This window comes from Delftia sp. PX-1, assembly GCF_055797465.1.
The window spans coordinates 1-19,479 of record NZ_CP184764.1 but is presented as its reverse complement, the minus strand read 5'-3'; the positions used below and the strand labels follow the sequence as shown (position 1 = coordinate 19,479).

Annotated in this window: 21 protein-coding genes and 3 pseudogenes; 19 read left to right on the top strand and 5 right to left on the bottom strand. The window is 63.8% G+C overall.

Going from position 1 to position 19,479, the window contains the following annotated elements; all coding sequences use genetic code 11:
* Position 1 precedes the first annotated feature (1 nt).
* The 16 genes and pseudogenes from trbC (at position 2) to ACN20X_RS29080 (ending at position 12,699) form a co-directional block, all read left to right on the top strand.
* Complete coding sequence (trbC, locus tag ACN20X_RS29155; RefSeq protein WP_011013262.1) at positions 2-466, top strand: conjugal transfer system pilin TrbC; 465 nt, start codon at positions 2-4, stop codon at positions 464-466.
* A 3-nt stretch (positions 467-469) separates the two neighbouring features.
* A complete protein-coding gene (locus ACN20X_RS29150) occupies positions 470-781 on the top strand; it encodes a conjugal transfer protein TrbD (protein ID WP_011013263.1) in 312 nt (103 codons plus the stop codon).
* Positions 778-3,336, top strand: coding sequence for a VirB4 family type IV secretion/conjugal transfer ATPase (locus ACN20X_RS29145; protein ID WP_011013264.1), 2,559 nt, complete (start codon positions 778-780; stop codon positions 3,334-3,336). Before ACN20X_RS29150 ends, ACN20X_RS29145 begins: the two co-directional genes overlap by 4 nt.
* A 63-nt stretch (positions 3,337-3,399) precedes the next feature.
* Positions 3,400-4,092: pseudogene (gene trbG, locus ACN20X_RS29140) on the top strand (P-type conjugative transfer protein TrbG); the annotation flags it as partial.
* A 2-nt stretch (positions 4,093-4,094) separates the two neighbouring features.
* Positions 4,095-4,556, top strand: coding sequence for a lipoprotein (locus ACN20X_RS29135; protein WP_011013267.1), 462 nt, complete (start codon positions 4,095-4,097; stop codon positions 4,554-4,556).
* 3 nt (positions 4,557-4,559) lie between these two features.
* Entirely contained in the window at positions 4,560-5,939 is a 1,380-nt protein-coding gene (locus tag ACN20X_RS29130; protein WP_012478192.1) for a TrbI/VirB10 family protein, read from the top strand.
* A 16-nt stretch (positions 5,940-5,955) separates the two neighbouring features.
* Positions 5,956-6,729: a P-type conjugative transfer protein TrbJ gene (gene trbJ / locus ACN20X_RS29125; RefSeq protein WP_011255135.1), complete on the top strand. Its 774-nt coding sequence runs from the start codon at positions 5,956-5,958 to the stop codon at positions 6,727-6,729.
* A 9-nt stretch (positions 6,730-6,738) separates the two neighbouring features.
* Complete coding sequence (trbK, locus tag ACN20X_RS29120; protein ID WP_011255136.1) at positions 6,739-6,960, top strand: entry exclusion lipoprotein TrbK; 222 nt, start codon at positions 6,739-6,741, stop codon at positions 6,958-6,960.
* Between the two features lie 11 nt (positions 6,961-6,971).
* Positions 6,972-8,690: a P-type conjugative transfer protein TrbL gene (gene trbL / locus ACN20X_RS29115; RefSeq protein WP_012478193.1), complete on the top strand. Its 1,719-nt coding sequence runs from the start codon at positions 6,972-6,974 to the stop codon at positions 8,688-8,690.
* Positions 8,691-8,708: 18 nt separating this feature from the next.
* The gene (locus ACN20X_RS29110; RefSeq protein WP_011255138.1) at positions 8,709-9,287 is read left to right on the top strand and encodes a TrbM/KikA/MpfK family conjugal transfer protein; all 579 of its coding nucleotides are present in this window, start codon (positions 8,709-8,711) and stop codon (positions 9,285-9,287) included.
* Position 9,288: 1 nt separating this feature from the next.
* The gene (locus tag ACN20X_RS29105; RefSeq protein ID WP_011255139.1) at positions 9,289-9,924 is read left to right on the top strand and encodes a transglycosylase SLT domain-containing protein; all 636 of its coding nucleotides are present in this window, start codon (positions 9,289-9,291) and stop codon (positions 9,922-9,924) included.
* A 50-nt stretch (positions 9,925-9,974) separates the two neighbouring features.
* Positions 9,975-10,223, top strand: coding sequence for a conjugal transfer protein TrbO (locus ACN20X_RS29100; RefSeq protein WP_246331069.1), 249 nt, complete (start codon positions 9,975-9,977; stop codon positions 10,221-10,223).
* Complete coding sequence (locus ACN20X_RS29095; RefSeq protein ID WP_012478194.1) at positions 10,220-10,918, top strand: TraX family protein; 699 nt, start codon at positions 10,220-10,222, stop codon at positions 10,916-10,918. The genes ACN20X_RS29100 and ACN20X_RS29095 overlap by 4 nt, the downstream gene beginning before the upstream one ends.
* A gap of 15 nt (positions 10,919-10,933) precedes the next feature.
* Positions 10,934-11,377, top strand: coding sequence for an OmpA family protein (locus tag ACN20X_RS29090; RefSeq protein ID WP_011255142.1), 444 nt, complete (start codon positions 10,934-10,936; stop codon positions 11,375-11,377).
* A 102-nt stretch (positions 11,378-11,479) separates the two neighbouring features.
* On the top strand, positions 11,480-11,896 hold the full coding sequence (locus tag ACN20X_RS29085; RefSeq protein ID WP_012478195.1) for a hypothetical protein: 417 nt from the start codon (positions 11,480-11,482) through the stop codon (positions 11,894-11,896).
* 128 nt (positions 11,897-12,024) lie between these two features.
* On the top strand, positions 12,025-12,699 hold the full coding sequence (locus ACN20X_RS29080) for a DNA adenine methylase (RefSeq protein WP_062804243.1): 675 nt from the start codon (positions 12,025-12,027) through the stop codon (positions 12,697-12,699).
* Position 12,700: 1 nt separating this feature from the next.
* Here ACN20X_RS29080 and ACN20X_RS29075 read toward each other — a convergent pair.
* Both ACN20X_RS29075 and ACN20X_RS29070 read right to left on the bottom strand, forming a co-directional pair.
* A pseudogene (locus tag ACN20X_RS29075) lies at positions 12,701-13,000 on the bottom strand (helix-turn-helix domain-containing protein); the annotation flags it as partial.
* Positions 13,001-13,030: 30 nt separating this feature from the next.
* Complete coding sequence (locus tag ACN20X_RS29070; protein ID WP_003159185.1) at positions 13,031-13,597, bottom strand: recombinase family protein; 567 nt, start codon at positions 13,595-13,597, stop codon at positions 13,031-13,033.
* Positions 13,598-13,778: 181 nt separating this feature from the next.
* Here ACN20X_RS29070 and ACN20X_RS29065 point away from each other — a divergent pair, with 181 nt between their 5' ends.
* The 3 genes from ACN20X_RS29065 to ACN20X_RS29055 are packed head-to-tail and all read left to right on the top strand — an operon-like array spanning position 13,779 to position 14,970.
* Positions 13,779-14,030: an AbrB/MazE/SpoVT family DNA-binding domain-containing protein gene (locus ACN20X_RS29065; protein WP_003108276.1), complete on the top strand. Its 252-nt coding sequence runs from the start codon at positions 13,779-13,781 to the stop codon at positions 14,028-14,030.
* Complete coding sequence (locus tag ACN20X_RS29060) at positions 14,027-14,422, top strand: type II toxin-antitoxin system VapC family toxin (RefSeq protein ID WP_003159186.1); 396 nt, start codon at positions 14,027-14,029, stop codon at positions 14,420-14,422. Before ACN20X_RS29065 ends, ACN20X_RS29060 begins: the two co-directional genes overlap by 4 nt.
* Before the next feature lie 11 nt (positions 14,423-14,433).
* Complete coding sequence (locus ACN20X_RS29055; RefSeq protein WP_003159187.1) at positions 14,434-14,970, top strand: hypothetical protein; 537 nt, start codon at positions 14,434-14,436, stop codon at positions 14,968-14,970.
* A gap of 174 nt (positions 14,971-15,144) precedes the next feature.
* Here the strand turns inward: ACN20X_RS29055 and ACN20X_RS29050 are convergent.
* The 3 genes and pseudogenes from ACN20X_RS29050 to ACN20X_RS29040 form a co-directional block, all read right to left on the bottom strand.
* Positions 15,145-15,516 (bottom strand): annotated as a pseudogene (locus ACN20X_RS29050) (recombinase family protein); the annotation flags it as partial.
* A gap of 474 nt (positions 15,517-15,990) precedes the next feature.
* A complete protein-coding gene (locus ACN20X_RS29045; RefSeq protein ID WP_196996221.1) occupies positions 15,991-18,693 on the bottom strand; it encodes a Tn3 family transposase in 2,703 nt (900 codons plus the stop codon).
* 276 nt (positions 18,694-18,969) lie between these two features.
* Positions 18,970-19,455: a TetR/AcrR family transcriptional regulator gene (locus ACN20X_RS29040; protein WP_473210860.1), complete on the bottom strand. Its 486-nt coding sequence runs from the start codon at positions 19,453-19,455 to the stop codon at positions 18,970-18,972.
* Positions 19,456-19,479 lie beyond the last annotated feature (24 nt).

The window sequence follows — 19,479 nt, the reverse complement described above, 5'->3', positions numbered from 1 at the left end:
CATGCAATCGACCCTTCCCGCGTTCCGCTTCGACAGCCGCGCCGTGTTCTACCTGGGCATGTTCGCCCTCTTGGCGTTCTTCCTGCTGGCCCCCCAGCACGCTTTCGCCTCCGAAGGCACCGGCGGTTCCCTGCCGTATGAAGGCTGGTTGACCAACCTGCGCAACAGCGTCACCGGCCCGGTGGCCTTCGCGCTGTCGATCATCGGCATCGTTGTCGCCGGCGGCATCTTGATCTTCGGCGGCGAACTCAACGGCTTCTTCCGCACGTTGATCTTCATCGTCCTGGTCATGGCCCTGCTGGTCGGCGCGCAGAACATGATGAGCACCTTCTTCGGCCGTGGCGCGGAAATCGCCGCCCTGACCGATGGCGTGCTGCACCAGGCCAAGGTCGCGGCGCTGGACATGGCCGGCTTCCCTGGTGAAGCCATCGCACGCTGGGCCGAACGCGGCCACATCGCGGGGTAAGTCATGGCACTGCGCGCGATCCCCATCCGTAGGGCCGGCAACCGAGAAAACCTGTTCATGGGTGGCGACCGCGAGCTGGTGATGTTCTCGGGCCTGCTGGCCGGGGCGCTGATTTTCAGCGCCCAAGAAGTGAGGGCAACGGTGTTCGGCATCGCCTTGTGGTTCGGCGCGTTATTCGTGCTGCGCCTCATGGCGAAGTCCGACCCGAAGCTGCGACACGTGTACCTGCGGCACCGCCGGTACAAGCCGTACTACCCGGCTCGCAGCACGCCCTTCCGTGAAAACACGCCGAGTCAAGGGAAGCAATACAAATGATCGAAGCAATCGCAATTGGCATTGCTGTACTCGGTGCGGTTCTGTTGCTCATCCTCTTTGCCCGTATCCGTCAGGTCGATGCCGAGCTGAAGCTCAAGAAGCATCGGTCGAAGGACGCGGGCCTGGCCGACTTGCTCAACTATGCCGCCGTGGTCGATGACGGCGTGATCGTGGGCAAGAACGGCTCCTTTATGGCCGCCTGGCTGTACCAAGGGGATGACAACGCCAGCAGCACCGAAGAGCAGCGGGAAATGGTGTCCTTCCGCATCAACCAGGCCCTGGCGGGCCTGGGCAGCGGCTGGATGGTTCATGTCGATGCCGTGCGCCGGCCGGCACCCAACTACTCCGAGCGCGGCGTCTCCACCTTCACCGATCCGGTGTCGGCCGCCATTGATGAAGAGCGCCGGCGGCTCTTCGAGGGCCTGGGCACGATGTACGAAGGGCACTTCGTATTCGCCGTGACCTGGTTTCCGCCAGTGCTGGCCCAGCGCAAGTTCGTTGAGCTGATGTTTGACGATGACGCGGTGACGCCCGACCACACGGCCCGCACCGTGGGCCTCATCGAGCAGTTCAAGCGCGAAATCCGCAGCCTGGAATCGCGCATGTCCTCGGCCGTCAAGCTCACGCGCTTGAAGGGCCACAAGATCGCCACGGAAGAGGGCAGGGAAGTCACGCATGACGACTTCCTGAGCTGGTTGCAGTTCTGCGTGACCGGCAACTATCACCCGGTGCAGCTCCCCAGCAACCCGATGTACTTGGACGCCGTGATCGGCGGGCAAGAGCTGTGGGGCGGCGTCGTTCCGAAGATCGGCCGCAAGTTCATCCAGGTGGTGTCCCTCGAAGGCTTCCCCTTGGAGTCAACGCCTGGCCTGCTGTCGGCCCTGGCCGAGCTGCCGAGTGAATACCGCTGGTCGAGCCGCTTCATCTTCATGGATCAGCACGAGTCCTTGAAGCACCTGGACAAGTTCCGCAAGAAGTGGAAGCAGAAGATTCGCGGCTTCTTCGACCAGGTTTTCAACACCAACACCGGCAGCGTCAACCAGGACGCGGCAACGATGGTGGCCGATGCCGAGGCGGCCATCGCCGAGGTCAATAGCGGCCTGGTGGCCGCCGGCTACTTCACGTCCGTGGTCGTGTTGATGGATGAGGATCGGGAGCGCCTGGCGGCCGCCGCGCTGTCGGTCGAGAAGGCCATCAACCGGCTGGCCTTCGCGGCGCGCATCGAGACGATCAACACGATGGACGCCTACCTGGGCAGCTTGCCCGGCCACGGCGTCGAGAACGTGCGCCGGCCGCTCATCAACACGATGAACCTGGCCGACCTGCTGCCGACAAGCTCCATCTGGACGGGCAGCGCCACCGCGCCGTGCCCGATGTACCCGCCGCTGGCCCCGGCGCTCATGCACTGCGTCACGGTCGGCGCTACGCCCTTCCGGCTGAACCTGCACGTGCGCGACCTGGGCCACACCTTCATGTTCGGCCCGACCGGCGCGGGCAAATCGACGCACCTGGGCATCATCGCCGCGCAGCTCCGGCGCTATGCCGGCATGTCGATCTACGCCTTCGACAAGGGCATGTCGATGTACCCGCTCGCGGCCGCAATCAATGCCGGCTCGAAGGGCAAGACTGGCCTGCACTTCACGGTGGCCGCCGACGATGACCGCCTGGCCTTCTGCCCGCTCCAGTTCCTCGAAACGAAGGCGGATCGGGCTTGGGCGATGGAGTGGATCGACACGATCCTTGCGCTCAACGGCGTGGACACCACGCCAGGGCAGCGCAACGAGATCGGCCACGCGATCATGAGCATGCACGCCAGCGGCGCGCGCACGCTCTCCGAGTTCTCGGTGACGATCCAGGACGAAGCGATCCGCGAGGCCATCAAGCAATACACGGTGGACGGCTCGATGGGCCACCTGCTCGATGCCGAAGAGGATGGCCTGTCGCTCTCCGACTTCACGGTGTTCGAGATCGAAGAGCTGATGAACCTCGGCGAGAAGTTCGCGCTGCCGGTGCTGCTGTACCTGTTCCGCCGCATCGAGCGCGGCCTTAAAGGCCAGCCGGCCGTCATCATCCTGGACGAAGCCTGGTTGATGCTGGGCCACCCGGCGTTCCGCGCCAAGATTCGGGAATGGCTCAAGGTCTTGCGCAAGGCGAACTGCCTGGTGCTCATGGCTACGCAAAGCCTTTCCGACGCGGCCAACTCGGGCATCTTGGATGTGATCGTGGAATCGACCGCGACCAAGATTTTCCTGCCGAACGTCTATGCCCGCGACGAGGACACGGCGGCGCTCTATCGCCGCATGGGCCTCAACAAGCGGCAAATCGAAATCCTCGCCACGGCGGTTCCGAAGCGGCAGTACTACTACGTCTCCGAGAACGGCCGCCGCCTCTATGACCTCGCCCTGGGGCCGCTGGCCCTGGCCTTCGTCGGCGCGTCCGACAAGGAATCGGTCGCCGCCATCAAGAGCCTGCAAGCGAAGTTCGGCCATGAGTGGGTCGATCACTGGCTGGCCGGCCGCAATCTGAATCTCAATGACTACCTGGAGGCCGCATGAGCTTTGCCGACACCCTCAAGGGCTTGATCTTCAAGAAGCCCGCCACGGCCGCAGGACGCGACTGGCGCGATCAAGTTCCTGTTCGGCGCGCAGCAGCCCAGCATCGTGTGCGCGGTGCTCCAGGTGTGCGACGTGGCCTTGCAGCCAGGCGAGCAAGTCAACTCGATCAACCTGGGCGACACGGCCCGGTGGACGGTCGAGCCGGCCATCACCGGCAGCGGCCCCAACGAAGTGCAGCACCTCATCATCAAGCCGATGGATGTTGGCCTGGAAACCAGCCTCATCGTGACGACGAACCGCCGCGCCTATCACCTGCGCCTGCGCTCGCATCGCACCGAGTACATGCCGCAAGTCTCGTTCACCTACCCCGAGGACGCGCTTGCGAAGTGGGACGCGATCCAGCGCCGCGAAACGCAAGAACGCACCGACCGCACCATCCCGCAGACCGGCGAGTACCTGGGCGATCTCAAGTTCGACTATGACCTGTCCGGCTCGGCGAGCTGGAAGCCGGTGCGTGTGTTCAACGATGGCCGCAAGACCATCATCGAAATGCCCGGAACGATGGAGCAAACCGAAGCGCCGACGCTCCTGGTCGTGCGCCGCGAGGGCGGCATCTTCCGCGACGAGGAAACCGTGATGGTGAACTATCGCGTGCAGGGCAATCGCTACATCGTGGACACGGTGTTTGACCGCGCGATCCTGATTGCCGGTGTTGGTGGAAGCCAAGACCGCGTGACTATCTCCCGGAGGAAGTGACCATGCGCAAGATCATCTTTGCTGCGCTGTTCGTCCTCGCCCTGGGCGGCTGCGCGACCACCGGCCAATACGGCAACTTCGTCCCGCCGACCGCAACGGTCGATCAGCAGCAGCTCGCCCGCGAAGCGGTGCAGCAGCTCGCTGTGCTGTACCCGCCGGCCAAGACGCGCCTGGAGCTGCAACAGGCCACGCCTGATGCCTTCGGCCAGGCCCTGGTGCTGACGTTGCGCGAGCGCGGCTATGCCCTACTGGAGTTCAACCCGGCCAGCGCGAAGGCGCAGGCCACGGCGGCCAGTGAGCCGGCATCGCCGGCGGCCCTGCCGCTGCGGTACGTGCTCGACCAGGCCGGCGACTCGAACCTGTACCGCCTGACTCTGTTGGTCGGCCATCAATCCATCACCCGCCCGTACCTGGTGCAAGACGGCAGCTTTGCGCCGGCTGGGTATTGGGTGCGCAAGGAGTGACCTATGAGTGACCAAGCCGATCAAATGGCACCGGACGCCTCGCCGGGCGCGGTATCGAAGAAGTCCGGCGTGCGGCGTGTCAACAACATGCCGATGTACATCCTTGCGGCCGCGCTGGGTGCCTTCCTGCTGGTGATGATGCTGGTCGCGGCGGATCGCGCTGCGAAGCAGAACGCACCGGCGCAAGGCGCGGCCGAGAAGGCGGGTAACACGTCGATGTTCGCCAAGGAGATCGTCGGCGACAGGGATGGCGGCACGGTAGAAGCGGCCTCGCCGCTCAAGCCGCCGGAGCTGGCGACCGGGCCAGAGGCTGCGCCGGTGCTTGTCGCGCGCCCCGACCTGGACGCGCCGCCGCCACCGCCCAGCGGCAACCTGGGCCAGCCGGTGCATGACGATGAAGCCGACCGCATCCGCATGGCGAAGCTGCAAATGTTCCAGGAAGCGGTCAAGGCCAAGACGGGCGTTCGTGTCGATGCGCCGCGCAGCAGCGGGTCATCGGGCGCGCAGCCGGGCACGCCGCAGACGCGCGACGAAATGCTGTCCCGCCTGGCGGCTGTGCGGCAGCAAATCGGTGCGCAAGCATCGGGCGATCCGACCGCCGCCTATCAGGCCCGGCTCGCGCAGCTTCGCGCCTCGGGCGTCGGCGGCCAGCAGGCCGGCGGCGGCGTGGGTGGTGGTGCGCCGCAGCTCTTGCAAACCGCCGGTGGCGGCCAGGGCAAGAACTACGCGCAGTTCGCGGGAAGCGGCCAGGGCGACCGTTGGCGGCTGGACTCCCAGCCCGAAGCGCCGCGCTCGCCCTTCGAGCTGCGCGCCGGCTTCGTGGTGCCGGCCACGCTCATTTCGGGCATCAACTCCGACTTGCCGGGCCAGATCATGGCCCAGGTCGCGCAGAACGTGTACGACACGCCGACCGGCAAGCATCTGCTGATTCCGCAAGGCTCGCGCCTGGTCGGGTCGTATTCGAGCGATGTTGCCTACGGTCAGTCGCGCGTGCTTGTGGCTTGGCAGCGCATCGTGTTCCCCGATGGCAAGGCGATGGACATTGGCACGATGCCGGGCGCGGATAGCGCCGGGTACGCGGGCTTCAATGACCAGGTGAATAACCACTACCTGCGCGTGTTCGGCTCGGCCTTCCTCATGTCGGGCGTCATCGCCGCCGTGAGCATGAGCCAGGACAACAGCGGTTCCACCGGCAATCAGCAGCGCGCCAGCGATGCTTTGAGCGAAGCACTTGGGCAAGTGCTGGGCAACACCATCGCCCAACTCGTTTCCAAGAATCTGAACATTGCCCCGACCTTGGAAATCCGCCCCGGCTATCGGTTCAACGTCATCGTGACCAAGGACATGACGTTCTCGAAGCCGTACCAATCGTTTGACTACTAACGCCAGGAGAAAGCAAATGAAGCAGAAGTTTTTAGCCGCTAAAGTCGCTCTCGCCGTCACTCTGATGGCCGGGTCGATCACCACCATGTCGCCCGCGCAGGCCGGCATTCCCGTCATCGACGGCGGGAACCTGGTGCAGAACGTCATGACGGCCATCGAGTCGGTGGCGCAGACGCTCAAGCAAATTGAGCAGTACCAAACCCAGCTCCAGCAGTACGAAAACATGATCCAGAACACGGTCGCGCCGGCGGCCTATATCTGGGATCAGGCGCAGTCCACGATCAACGGGCTGATGAATGCGGTCGATACGCTGAACTACTACAAGACCCAGCTCGGCAGCATCGACTCGTACCTGGGCAAGTTCCAGGACGTGGCCTACTACCGCAGCTCGCCGTGCTTCAACGGCACCGGCGGCTGCACGCCCGCCGAACAGGCCGCAATGGCCGAGAACCGCCGCCTGGCGAGCGAGAGCCAGAAGAAGGCCAACGATGCCTTGTTCAAGGGCCTGGATCGCCAGCAGGACGCCTTGAAGTCCGACGCGCGCCAGCTCGAACGGCTCCAGTCGGCCGCGCAGGGCGCGAACGGGCAAATGCAGGCCATCGGCTTCGCCAACCAGCTCGCGGCCCAGCAGGCAAACCAGCTTCTGCAAATCCGGGGCCTCATGGTCGCGCAGCAGAACGCCATCGCCACGCGGATGCAGGTCGAAGCCGACCGTGAAGCGCAGCAGCAAGCCGCCGGCGAGGCGCTGCGCAAGGGCGAGTACAGGGCCAGTCCGGCCCGTAATTGGTAAGGGGGATACATGCGCCTATCCAAACCCTCGATCCTGGCAGCGGCCGCCCTTGTGGCGGCCCTGCTGGCCGGCTGCGAGAAAAAGCCCGAGCCGGTGACGCTGCCCGAAGTGAATGCCGAGAACTGCAAACCCGAGAACATCGCCAAGCTCGATAAGAGCGTGCAAGAGGCGTTTTCATCGCAGTGCCTGCGGGCCGGCTCGTTCAAACCTAGCGAACCTAAGTCCTGGTGAGGTACTGACGAATGAGAATGCCAGCCAGCTTGAAACTCGCCCTGCCGCTGCTCGTTTGGCTGGCGTTCTTTTCTACGGACGCTTCCGCCCAAATGAACAGCTCGGGCCTCTTCGATGACGTTCTGAACCGCTACAACGCCGCCGCCAGCGGCTGGGCCGGTGTCATCACCAACGCCGCATCCTGGTTGTTCTGGCTGCTGGTGACGATCTCGATGGTCTGGACGTTCGGCATGATGGCCTTGCGCAAGGCCGACATTGGGGAGTTCTTCGCGGAGCTTGTCCGCTTCACCATCTTCACCGGCTTCTTCTGGTGGTTGCTGACGAACGGCCCTAACTTCGCCTCGACCATCTATGCGTCGCTACGCCAAATTGCCGGCAACGCGACGGGCTTGGGTCAAGCCTTGTCGCCTTCCGGCATTGTCGATATTGGCTTTGCCATCTTCTACAAGGTGATGGATCAGTCCTCGGTGTGGTCGCCGGTGGACAGCATGGCCGGCATCCTCATGGCCGTTGCCATCTTGATCGTGCTCGCGCTCATCGGCGTGAACATGCTTCTTCTCCTGGCGTCTGGTTGGGTGCTCGCCTATGGCGGCGTGTTCTTCCTCGGCTTCGGTGGGTCGCGGTGGACTTCCGACATGGCGATCAACTACTACAAGACCGTGCTGGGTGTGGCCGCGCAGCTCATGGCAATGGTGCTGCTGGTCGGCATCGGCAAGACCTTTCTGGATGACTACTACGCGCGCATGAGCGAGGGGATCAACCTCAAGGAAATGGGCGTGATGCTCATCGTCTGCGTGATCCTGCTGGCACTCGTCAACAAGATTCCGGCGCTCATCGCCGGCGTCATCACCGGCGCGAGCGTGGGCGGTGCCGGCATCGGCAACTTCGGCGCAGGCGCGGCCCTCGGTGCCGCTGGCATGGCGGCCGCAGCAGCGGCAACCGGCGGCGCTGCTCTGGCGGCCGGCGCGGCCTCGGCCGCCGGCGGTGCTTCTGCGGTCATGGCCGCGTTCTCGAAGGCCAATGAAAACGTCTCGTCCGGGTCGGATGTCATGTCCATGCTGGGCGGTGGTGGTGGCGGCGACTCTGGCGGTGGTGGTGGCGGTGAAGCCGGCACCAGCACGCCCCTGGGCCAAGCCGCCGGCTTCGGTGGCGGCGGTGGCGACTCTGGCGGCGGCGGCAGCAGCGGCGGCGAGTCGAAGGGCGGCGACAAAGGCGGCGACAAGGCCGGCGGCGATAAGGCCGGCTCCAGCTCGAAGGGTGGCGAAGGCGGCGGCCAGAAGGCCAGCGGCGGCGGTGACGCCGGCGGCGCGAAGGCCGGCCAGGGTGGCGGCCAGGGCCAGGGAGCGGGGCAGGGCGGCCAGCAGGACGCACCTGGTAGTACCGGCCCCGGCATGCTGGCCTCGGCCGCTTCCGCGCTTGGCAAGGCCGGCCGCGTCACGGCCGACGCCGGCGCGAACTTGGCGAAGGGTGTAGGTGCGGTGGCGGCCGCGAAGGCCGCCAGCATGCGCGACTCGGCGATGGAACGCATCGCCGACACCACCGGCGGAAAGATCGCGGCCGCGATCAAGGCGCAGGGCGGCAGCTCGGCCGACACGAGCATCGACGTGCCCGATCAACAACCCTCGCCGACCTTCGGCGACAACAGCCTGGCCGGAGCTGACAGCTCTGCCGATCCCGAGTCCGAAGTAGCCGCGTTCCGTGACGGCGGCCGCAACGACAAATCTGCGTAACCCAAAGGAGTGTTCATCATGAAGAAGAAGTTGCTTTCCATCGTGGCCGCTGTGGCGGCCCTCTGCTCGGTCGGCACGGCCAGCGCGCAAGACGTGCTGACCGGCGACACCCGCCTGGCTTGCGAGGCGATCCTGTGCCTCGCAAGCGGCACCCGCCCGAGCGAATGCGCGCCGTCGCTTCGCAAGTATTTCAGCATCACGGCGCGGAAAATGTCCGACACGATCAAGAAGCGCAAGAACTTCCTCGATCTGTGCCCGGTGTCGAACCAGACGCCGGAAATGTCCGCGCTGGTGTCGGCCATGTCGCGCGGCGCTGGCCGTTGCGATGCGCAGGCCCTGAATCAAACGCTGGTGTTCTGGCAGGGCTACGAGGACGGGACGACGTACATCAGCAACCAGATGCCCGACTACTGCGCGGCCTACACCAACCACGCTTACACCGATTTCAGCAGCACCAAGCCGCGCTATGTCGGCACGCCAGAAAGGGGCGGGTATTGGGTCGAAGCGGCCGACTATGACCGGGCGCTGGCCGAGTACAACGAACGCATCCGGCGCGAGGACGAAGAGCGCCGCCGCGCTTCCTGGGGGGGTTACTGACATGCCCTTTGCTGCCGACCTTCCGCCGCAGCTCCAGGAGCGCGTCGTGTGCGCCGTTTCGGCGGCCGTGAAGTACGAAGTGCCGGCCAACATCGTGTTGGCCGTCGCGGAGAAGGAAGGCGGCAAGCCGGGCCAGTGGGTGCGCAACTCGAACGGCACTCATGACGTGGGGCCGATGCAGTTCAACACGGCTTACCTGCGCGACCTGGCCCGCTACGGCATCACGGCGGACGATGTAGCGGCCGCTGGCTGCTACTCGTTCGACCTCGCCGCCTGGCGCTTGCGGATGCACATTCGCAACGACAAGGGCGATCTCTGGACGAAGGCCGCGAATTACCACTCACGCACGCCGCAGTACAACGCGGTGTATCGCGCCGACCTGATGCGCAAGGCCGCCAAGTGGGCGGATTGGCTCGAAGCTCGGTTCGTCACGCTGGACGTGACGAAGGCGGGGGCCACGCCCTCGATGCCGACCGGGCCAGCGCCGGCGGTGCAAGCCGCCCAGCAGGCCACGGCAGCGGCCCCAGCGGCCGCGCCGGCGGCCAGGCCGGCAGCAGCTCCATCCATCAACGTCGCGGGCGGCTACGTGCCGCGCTCGATCTCCTTCAACAACAGAAGCGAAGGCTCGCCGGAGTAGGGCGGGCCTTCCGATTTAGCGGCTAAAACATGGACAAATTCCACGCCTTCATGATGCGCTACACGCTCGGTTTCGGCCGGGTGCTGACCGCCTATTGCAACTGGGCCGAATCGCAGGCCAAGGGGCAATTCGATCTGCTCTTGCTGGGCCTCGGCCCGATCTTCGCGCTGGGTCTGCTGCTGTGGGCGCTGCCGGCATGGATCGGCAAGCCCATTGCCTTCGTGCTGTCGCTTCCTGCGCTGTACATCATCTTCCTGGTGCTGCGCGCCTATGCCTCACGCGGGGGCAAGCGCGGATGAAGCCCTTGCACGTGCCGGATGGGACGGTCGAAGCGTTGAAGTGGCTCGCGCTGGCCCTGATGACCGGCGATCACGTCAACAAGTACCTGTTCAATGGCACGCTGCCGTTTCTCTTCGAGGCCGGCCGCCTGGCGCTGCCGATCTTCGTTTTCGTGCTGGCCTACAACCTGGCTCGACCTGGTGCATTCGAGCGCGGCGCGTACACGCGCACGATGAAGCGCCTCGCGGTGTTCGGCGCTGTGGCCTCGGTGCCCTTCGTCGCCCTGGGTGGCCTGTCCGCCGGGTGGTGGCCCCTCAATGTCTTGTTCACGCTCCTGGTCGTGACGGCGTGCGCCTACCTGGTGGAAAAGGGCGGCCCGCTGCACCTGGTCGGCGCCGGCCTGGTGTTCCTGGTCGGTGGCGGCCTGGTCGAATACTGGTGGCCGGCCGTGGCCTTCGGCCTGGCGGTGTGGTCGTACCGCAAGCGGCCCACCTGGGCCGCCGCGGCCGTCGCGCTGCTCGCCTGCGCGGCGCTGTGGTTCATCAATCGCAACCTGTGGGCGCTGGCCTCGCTGCCGCTGCTCCTGGTCGCTTCCCGCGTCGATCTGCCCATGCCGCGCCTGCGCTGGGCGTTCTACGCCTATTACCCGCTGCACCTGGCCGCTCTGTGGTTGATCCGCATCCCCATGAGCAAGGCCGGCTACCTGTTCTTCTGATTTGGAGTCCGCACCATGCGCAAAGCCCTTTTTCTGACCCTCTCCTTGGCGTCCCTTGCCTTCGCGCCTGGCGCGATGGCCGCCGGCGCTGCCGGCATGGCGGCCGTGAGCTATGGCGAGCCGGTCTTGACCGCTGTTTCGGTGTCCTTCTCCGACAGCAGCACCACGTTCCGGCCGGACGCTTCCACGGCCGAGCTGCTGGCCGAGGCGAAGGGGGCCACGATCATCTACGTCAGCGGTCGCACCAGCACGCTACGCCCCAGCGCGGCCGATGAGGCCCTGGCCTTGCGCCGGGCCTTGTCGGCCCGCCAGTACCTGATTGCGCGCGGCGTGTCGCCGCTCAAGATCATGGTGAACTTCGCTTCGGCATCCGACTTCGTGGCCGACAACTCGACGCCAGAAGGGCGGCACCAGAACCAGCGCGTGGACATTGAAGTCATCTACGTGCCTACGTACTAAAAGCCGCTCGCTTCGGTCTAGCGGCTGCGTCACCTGCCTAGTGGTGAGCAGTCGGGGGCATCCCGACACCCAATTTCCTAACCAACCCTCAAGGTCGTGTCTATGCAATCAACCAAGAAGTGTCTAGCCCTCGTTATTCCATTGCTCGCCCTCGCGGGCTGCGCTGCGTTGGATCAAGTCGCCAAGGATGTGCAGAAGGCCACCGCCCCGGTGATGCTCACGGAATCCCTGCCGCAAATCTGCCAGGCCGCGAAAGACAACCAGGTGCGAGCAAACGGCCTCTATGCCAACAAGGGCCTTGCGGTCAGCGGTGAAGTGCGCTCCGTCACCGAAGGCTTCCAGCCTCGCTATCGGGTGTTCCTGCGCTCCGGCCAGGTTTCGGTGCATGCCGGTACAGACAACAAGCTCAACGTCACCCAGCTTTCAACCGGGAAAACCGCTCGGGTGTCGGGTGTCGTGTCGGACGTGAGCTACGACTACAACGGGTGTTCGATCTCGCTGAAAGACGCGACGTTTTAACTGCGCTGCTGGCGTCCCCTAGCGGGCCTCCATCGCCGTTCCTGGCGATGCTGCAGGCCCGTTTTCCTTGACAGCATCGCCATTTCTGACGATGCTGGCCAAGTCCGATTTACTCCAAGGGAAAAGTCATGCGTTACCCCGGCGGGAAGGGCGGTGCCGGCGTCTATCAGACGATCATCAACAACATTCCGCCCCACGACACCTACATCGAAACGCACCTGGGCGGCGGGAACATCCTGGAGCGCAAGCGCCCCGCTGCGCGCAGCATCGGGATCGACATTGACCGCGAGGTGATCCAGGCGTGGCAGCAGCTCGACGTGGACGGCCTGGAGCTGCATTGCGGTGATGCGGTGGCCTGGCTCGAAGGCCACGCCTTCACCGGCCGCGAGTTCGTCTATGTCGATCCGCCCTACGTGATGGACAGCAGGCGCGGCGGCAAGCTGTACCGGCACGAATACGACGACGCCGACCACGTGCGGCTGCTCGACGTGCTGGCCGGCCTGCCCTGTGCTGTGATGGTGTCGGGCTACGACTCGCCGATCTACGACAGCTCGCCTCTGGCGACCTGGCGCACCATCGAGTTCAACGCGATGACGCGCGGCGGCATTGCGATTGAACGGCTCTGGATGAACTACCCCGAGCCGGACGCCCTGCACGATCTGCGCTACCTGGGCAACAACTTCCGCGAGCGCGAGCGCATCAAGCGGAAGAAAGCCCGCTGGCAAGCGAAGCTCGCCAAGCTCGACCCACTGGAGCGGGCGGCGATCATGGAATGCCTGCGCGAGCTGGAAGCGGTCGAATAGGTCACGCCTCGGACTGCACCTGGTTGTGCAGCGCCCATACCCGTTTCACCTGGCTTTCGCTGCATCCGGCCAGCCTGGCCGCCTCCGGGATGCTGTGGCCTGCGGTACGCAAGGCCACGATCCGATCATGCACCTTCGTGTTCGGCTTGCGGCCGGTGAAGCGCCCGGCGTTCTTCGCCAGCTCGACGCCTTGCCGCTGCCGCTCGCGGCGATCCTCGTAGTCGTCGCGGGCGATCTGCAAGGCCAGCTTCAAAAGCATGTCCTGGACGGACTCCAGGACAACCTTTGCAACGCCCTTGGTGTCATTTTCAGAAGACGACTGCACGGAATATCAGGAGTCGGCTGCACTGGTGGATTGCAGCGCGGTGTACAGGGCCGTCTTGCTCACCTTGAGCCGTGTAGCGGCCTCTCGGACATTAAGCCCGTTGGCGATGTGCTCCCGCGCTCGCTGCAACTTGTCGGCGGTGACAACCGGCTTTCGCCCGCCCTTCCTCCCACGAGCGGCGGCGGCAGTCAACCCGGCCTTGGTGCGCTCGCGGATCAAGTCGCGCTCGAACTGGCCCAGCGCGCCGAACACGTGGAAGATGAGCCGCCCGCCTGGCGTGGTGGTGTCGATGGCTTCCGTCAGAGAACGGAAGCCGACGCCTCGCGCTTCCAGCGCGCCTATCGTTTCGATTAGGTGCGGCATAGAGCGCCCGAGCCGATCCAGCCGCCAGACGGCCAGCACGTCGCCGTCGCGCAGGTAGGCCAGCGCATCAGCCAAGCCGGGGCGGTCGGCCTTGGCCCCGGAAGCCGTGTCCTCGAAAACGCGCTCGCAGCCTGCCTTGCGTAGCGCATCCGTCTGCAAGGCGGTGTCCTGTTCCGCCGTCGATACCCGCGCATAGCCGATCAGTGCCATTTGCCGCCTCTCTTGTCCGTCATTCCGTCCGCCTATCTTAATGTCCGACAACCCGTTGTGCAATAACTTTGCTGGACAGTGTCCGGCATGGCCGACTAATGATCGTTTGACGGACATTGACGGTAAGGCATTTTTGCATTACTATGTGAAGCATCAACCTTGATTGCGAGGGCAAACCACCATGACCACATTGACCGTTACCGCACGGGGACAAGTGACGTTTCGGAAGGACGTACTGCAACACCTCGGCATCAGGCCAGGCGACAAGATCGAGCTGGACTTGTTGCCAGACGGTCGGGGCGTGCTCAAGGCGGCACGGCCCGCAGGGACGATAGCCAGCTTTGTCGGCCTGCTCGCGGGCAAGACGCAGAAGGTTGCCACCATCGAAGAAATCAACGAGGCGGCGGCGCAAGGCTGGGCAGGTAAGCAATGAAGGTCGCAGTCGATACCAACGTCCTTGTGCGTGCGGTTGTGCGTGACGATCCCGCACAAGCGGACGTTGCCGCCGCAGTCTTGACCGACGCCGAGTTGATCGCGGTCGCGCTGCCGTGCCTATGCGAATTTGTTTGGGTGCTGCTGCGTGTCTACGGCTTCCAGCAAGCCGACGCGGCCAGCGCGATCCGGGCACTACTGGCCGCCGCGAATGTGGAAGTGAACCGGCCTGCCGTGGAGGCTGGCTTGCTGGTGCTCGACGCGGGCGGAGACTTTGCCGATGGCGTCATTGCCTACGAAGGCAACTGGCTTGGCGGGGAAACCTTCGTTTCCTTCGATAAGAAGGCGGTGGCACTTCTCACGGCGCAAGGGCAATCAACGCGCCTTTTGTGACGGACATGAGCATGAACGAATTCCGCCGACTGGCCGCGAAGATCGACCAACACATGCAGCAGCTTGCCGCCCAGGGTGTCAGCGAGGCCCATGCCATCATCAATCGCATGATGGGGTACGGGCCTGACCTGCACAGGATTTGGGTCGGCACATCCGATCAGCAGCTCATGGCGCTGTCCCGCGAGTTCCCAGGGTTCTACCGCTACGCCCGCATCATGGAAGAGGCATCCGAAGCCGAGCGCCGCAAGGCTTCGCGGCCCTATGACGGCATGGCCGAGTTCTCCGAACAGCACAAGCAAATGGGCGCGCAACTGCTGACCACGGCGGCCACGCTTGAGCGTGGCTACCAGGCGTTTCGTGCGAGCGGCAGTCTCCAAGACTTCCGGCCTCAGCTCGACGAGCTGGGCCGCCTGCATCGGCAATGGCTGTCCGACCTGGAAGCCTTCAAAGACTCGCTGCGCACGCAGGGCGCAGAACCCAAGGTGCTGGAATACGTGAACGAGGCTTTCGGCCGCCTGGCCGAGCGCATCAAGCAGCTTGCCGGTTGATCGCCGGAATTTTCGGCGGTTCCGGCTTTGTCGCGCCGTGCACAAGAGTTCTGAGCAATTCCGATCTCTCGCGGCGCTTCGTGCATAGAACTTCTGACCGTTCCCGGTCAGAAGTTCTATGCACACACGGCGGCCAGCCCAGTGAACTGGTGCAGTCGCCTTCTGAAAACGACACTTGGCCTCGGCCGCCAGGTCGGATAGATCGACCACGCCAGGGACGGCGAGGCGTGCGCCCTGCGCGCGGATCGACGCCACCAGGCGTTCGGCCTCGGGCAGCGGTAGCCGGCTGATGCGGTCGATCTTCTCGGCAACCACGACTTCACCGGGTTGCAGGTCGCCGATCATGCGCAGCAGCTCGGCGCGATCGGCGCGTGCGCCCGATGCCTTCTCGCGGTAGATGCCGGCGACGTAGAAGCCGGCGGCCCGCGTGCTCTCCACGATGGCGTTCTGGCGGGACAAGTCCTGCTCGTCGGTGCTCACGCGCATGTAGATGCGCGCCACCTTGAAGCTGACGCCCTGCGCCTGGTGCTCGGCCGGCGTCCGCATGATGCGGTCGGCACCTTCCACCAGGTCAGCGCCACCGACGCGCAGCGGCGGCGTCTTGGCGAGGGCCTGGCGCACTTCGCGGGATTGGCGCGGCATCGCGGCGATCTTGGTTTCCTGGGCGGTGCGCGGCGTGATGATCGCGCTGCGCTTCGCCGGCTTCTTCCCTGGGAAGTAGCCGTTGCGGCTGGTCATGGTGTCCTCCGGTTCATTTGGGTATAGGCAATTTGGCCCCCCATGCTACCCCCGGCCAAGAATGCCGTCAGCGGACTTATCTTGGCCGGGTCGTTTTTGCCGGGTCTAAATGGCCGCTGTGGATCTCATCGTCAGAAATGGGGTCTCCTCGTTTTCAGTGCAATAAGTGACGGTACGAAAAGCTAGCACTGGCGCGGAGGTGGTGTTGGTAGATCGTTGATTTCATTGACTTTCCTGTTCACTTTCAAATCTGCGATTCGTGGCGTCAAACCGTGGTCGGTTTCATCCATTGGTGCCAGTTATCGATGCATTTGGCCGCGAAGGCAGGATTTGGTCAGCATAGCGGTCAACCGGGAAGCGAAACACACCCCGCAAGTTGATGCTCTCCAGCCTGGTGGGCGCAATCTTCCCGATCAGTTCCGGTGGAATGACCTGGCGGCGGTTCGACCAGCGATCCAGGACCGCCTGCATCTGTGAGGTATTCCACGCCATCACGATGTTGGCCATCAGGCTCAACGCATCGGCCACAGCCTGCATTTCATCGACACGTTTGGCCTGCGCCGGGCTGATCCGGCCGGTATAAATGGCGCGCTTGAGGGCGTTAACAGCCTCGCCCCGATTGAGCACCCGGCGCAACTCGTTCCTGAAAGCGTCCTTGACAAAGTAGTCAGCCAAAAACGCCGTACGCAGCAACCGCCCCAATTGCACGCCAGCCTCATAGATTGGATCGCCCTGGGCGGCAGAACCGAACCGCGCAAGAGCTGCCACCGCACTGGCATGTCCGCTCATGACCGAGGCTGCCAGGTGCACCAGACTATCCCAATGCTTTTCGATCAAAGCGACGTCGACATTGGCTTCGCACACCGCAGCGATTTCTGCGGGCACTTTGGTGCCGCGTGGCACAAAGAGGTGGCGCTGTTTGAGTTCCTTCAACCGCGGGCAAAGATCAAAACCAAGCAAACGGGCATGTGACATGGCAAAGTCGGTGTAGCCATGGGTATCCACAGCAAGCTGGCTGGTCTCCAGCTTTTCTTGGCGGATGACACCTTCAATGGCCACGCCCGCCTGGCGCTCATTGAGCACAAAGGGCTGCGCATGGAAGATGCCCCACCGGTCTTTTACATGGGAGTAGATTCCAATGGAAGGTGTGTTGCGCCGAGGATCAAGCCGGGCTTGCCACACCCGTTTGGTGGTCTCCATGCTCATCATGTCAGAAGATGCCAAATCGGACCGCCCCCAGGTGGCGGCAATCGGGTGTCGCTGCATGAATTCCAGCACAGCCTGGCAGGCCTGGCTCAGACGCCGTTCGTCCCGCGCCCAGCGCATGGCCTGGCGAATGCTGGTGGCAGACAATTGCGGAATCATGCGCGCGCATTCGACCGCAGTCAGACTGGTGCCGTGGGCCATGATGCCGGCATAGACCATCAGCAGCTCGTCGGTAGAGCGCGGCTCACGTCCGAGCATGATCCAGCTAAAGCGCACCTGGGCGTCAACGGCCAGAATCACTTCCGGCAATTGAACCTCACCGATGCGGTGATCCAAAGCCGCGCGCAGCTTGGTCACTTCTGGGTCTTCGTCCTCTGCGGGCAATGGCGACAAATGGAGTTCATCATCCACGCGCAGTACGCCACTGCGGGCTGCAGCGGCCACCGCATCGACACCGGCAGTTACTCTGGCCAGCAAAGGCTTCAAGAAAGTGGCAGCCTTGCTGGGTAACGATAGACGGGCATAGTGTTTCTTGGACTCTGCCTGCCAACGCTCGTCCGTGAAGAACAAGCGCGCACGACCCCGAAAGCTCAGGCTGTGCTCAATCCAGACCGAGCCATTGCGCACCGCGCGGCGCAGGGCAAACAGGGTGGCCACCTCCAACGCCTGAAACGCCCGTTCCCGGTCTGGGCTGGAGATCGAAACCTGCCAGATCATTCCCAGACTTGGTGCCACCACTTCAACTGGCAGCTTTCTGGATCCTTTGAGATATAAAGCTTGCAGCTTGGCAAGGTACTCGATGGCAGGATGCTCGCCGGTGGCCTGCCAGGGCAGCTTTGCAATGGCGACGAGCAACGACCGCACGGGGCGAATTCCATCAATCAATCCCTCGCGGACCAGGGAGGCCCTGCTCGGTGGTTTGCGTTTCTGGGTTTCGGTGATCAAGGCTTCAAGACGGGCACGCAACTCAGCATCTGGCACCGCACCTTGCGCGCTCAAGGCAACAAGTTCGCCGAGCAGCGTTTTGTACATTGCGGCCCAATTGACGGTAGCGGGGACATCGGCGGCAGCCTGACGCCACAGATCGGCGATCCGGCGCTGCACCATAAGGATCAACTGGTCTGTGGTGGTGAACAGGCAATACCGAAGAAAGCATGCGACCTCCACGGTGCGCGCTGGCTCTTTGATCTTGGCTCCGGCTGAGGGCGGCCTGGAGACAAGTCGGCGCGCGTAGCGGCGCAAGATGAGATCGGGGATGTCTGCCAGGTGCTTATGAACGTCCAGCGTGTAAAGCAGGTCGATGCGCTCCAGTACCTCGCTGATTTGGCGGGTTGAGTGTTTCGCCGGTGCAGCCCATAGCCAACTCTGCTGGGTTTGTCCATCTGGGCGCAGCTCTGAAACTGAGGCTCGCCAGCGATCAAGTGTTGCTGGATCAACGCTGGCGGCGATGGCGGTGCCTGTTTCAACTTCAAGCTGGGCAAGTGCCGCCGCAATCAGTGTCCGAATTGCCCGCTCGTGCACGATCACCAGCTTGTTCTTGTACAGCCATTGACGCGCCCGCACGAGTACTGGAATTACCCGAAAGGCACCGAGCAAACGCCCACTCATGCGCAGGAAACCAATATGGAGCGCCAGACCAAGCTTGTGGGAATCACCTCGGCGTGCATTGATTGCGTCGCGCTCGGCACCATCGAAGGTGAAAAATGCCTTCATCTCGAAGTCGCTGATATCGCGGGGGAGCCCACGCATCCCCAAAAACGTTGTGTGCCAACCCTGCATCGTGAACCTCAAAAGTGGGAGGCCACCATACCCGTTTACAAAGCGAACAGGAAAGTCAATGAAATCAACGGTCTACCCAGACCACCCCCGCGCCAGTGCTAGCTTTGCGTACCGTCACTTATTGCACTGAAAACGAGGAGACCCCCCGGAAGCCCTAGCCGCCGCGCGCCATGGGCGTGTAGGCGTCTTGAGACGCTGCAGCCCACATTGCAGATGTAGAGCGCGGCCAGCGAAAGCAGCGCCGGGGTTCCCGCCTGTTCGGGGGACGTGGGACGGCTACCGGGAGGCCAGAAGGGTTTCAGCCACGAATTCCTGGCGGCGTTGCTTGTCCTGTGCGCTGCCCTGGTTGCGGAACAGCGATTCAGATTGCATGTAGCAATACAGCAGGAAGGCGCGCGCCTTCGCCTCGTCGGCGTCAAAGCCAAGTTCGGCAAAGCATTCCTGGAGATACACCAAGCGCTTCGCATCGACAGCATCCACGATCCTGCGCGCCATGTCGTCGCGCCGTGCCCAGGCACGGATGGCCAGTTCCACCGAGGCACCCTTGGCCGCCGCGCGCCCGTGGAATGGCAGCTCGACAAGTTCGCGGATCAGGTCTGCTGCGTGCACGCCCTGCTTGCGATAGCGGGCAATGATTTGCTCGGTCTGCGCTTCCTGCCAGCTGAGCAGAACCCGGCCGAGCAAGTCTTCTCTATCTTTGAAGTGCCAGTAGAAGCTCCCGCGGGTTACTTGCATGATCTTGGCAATGACGTCCACCCGCACGGCATCGATACTTCGGTGAATCAA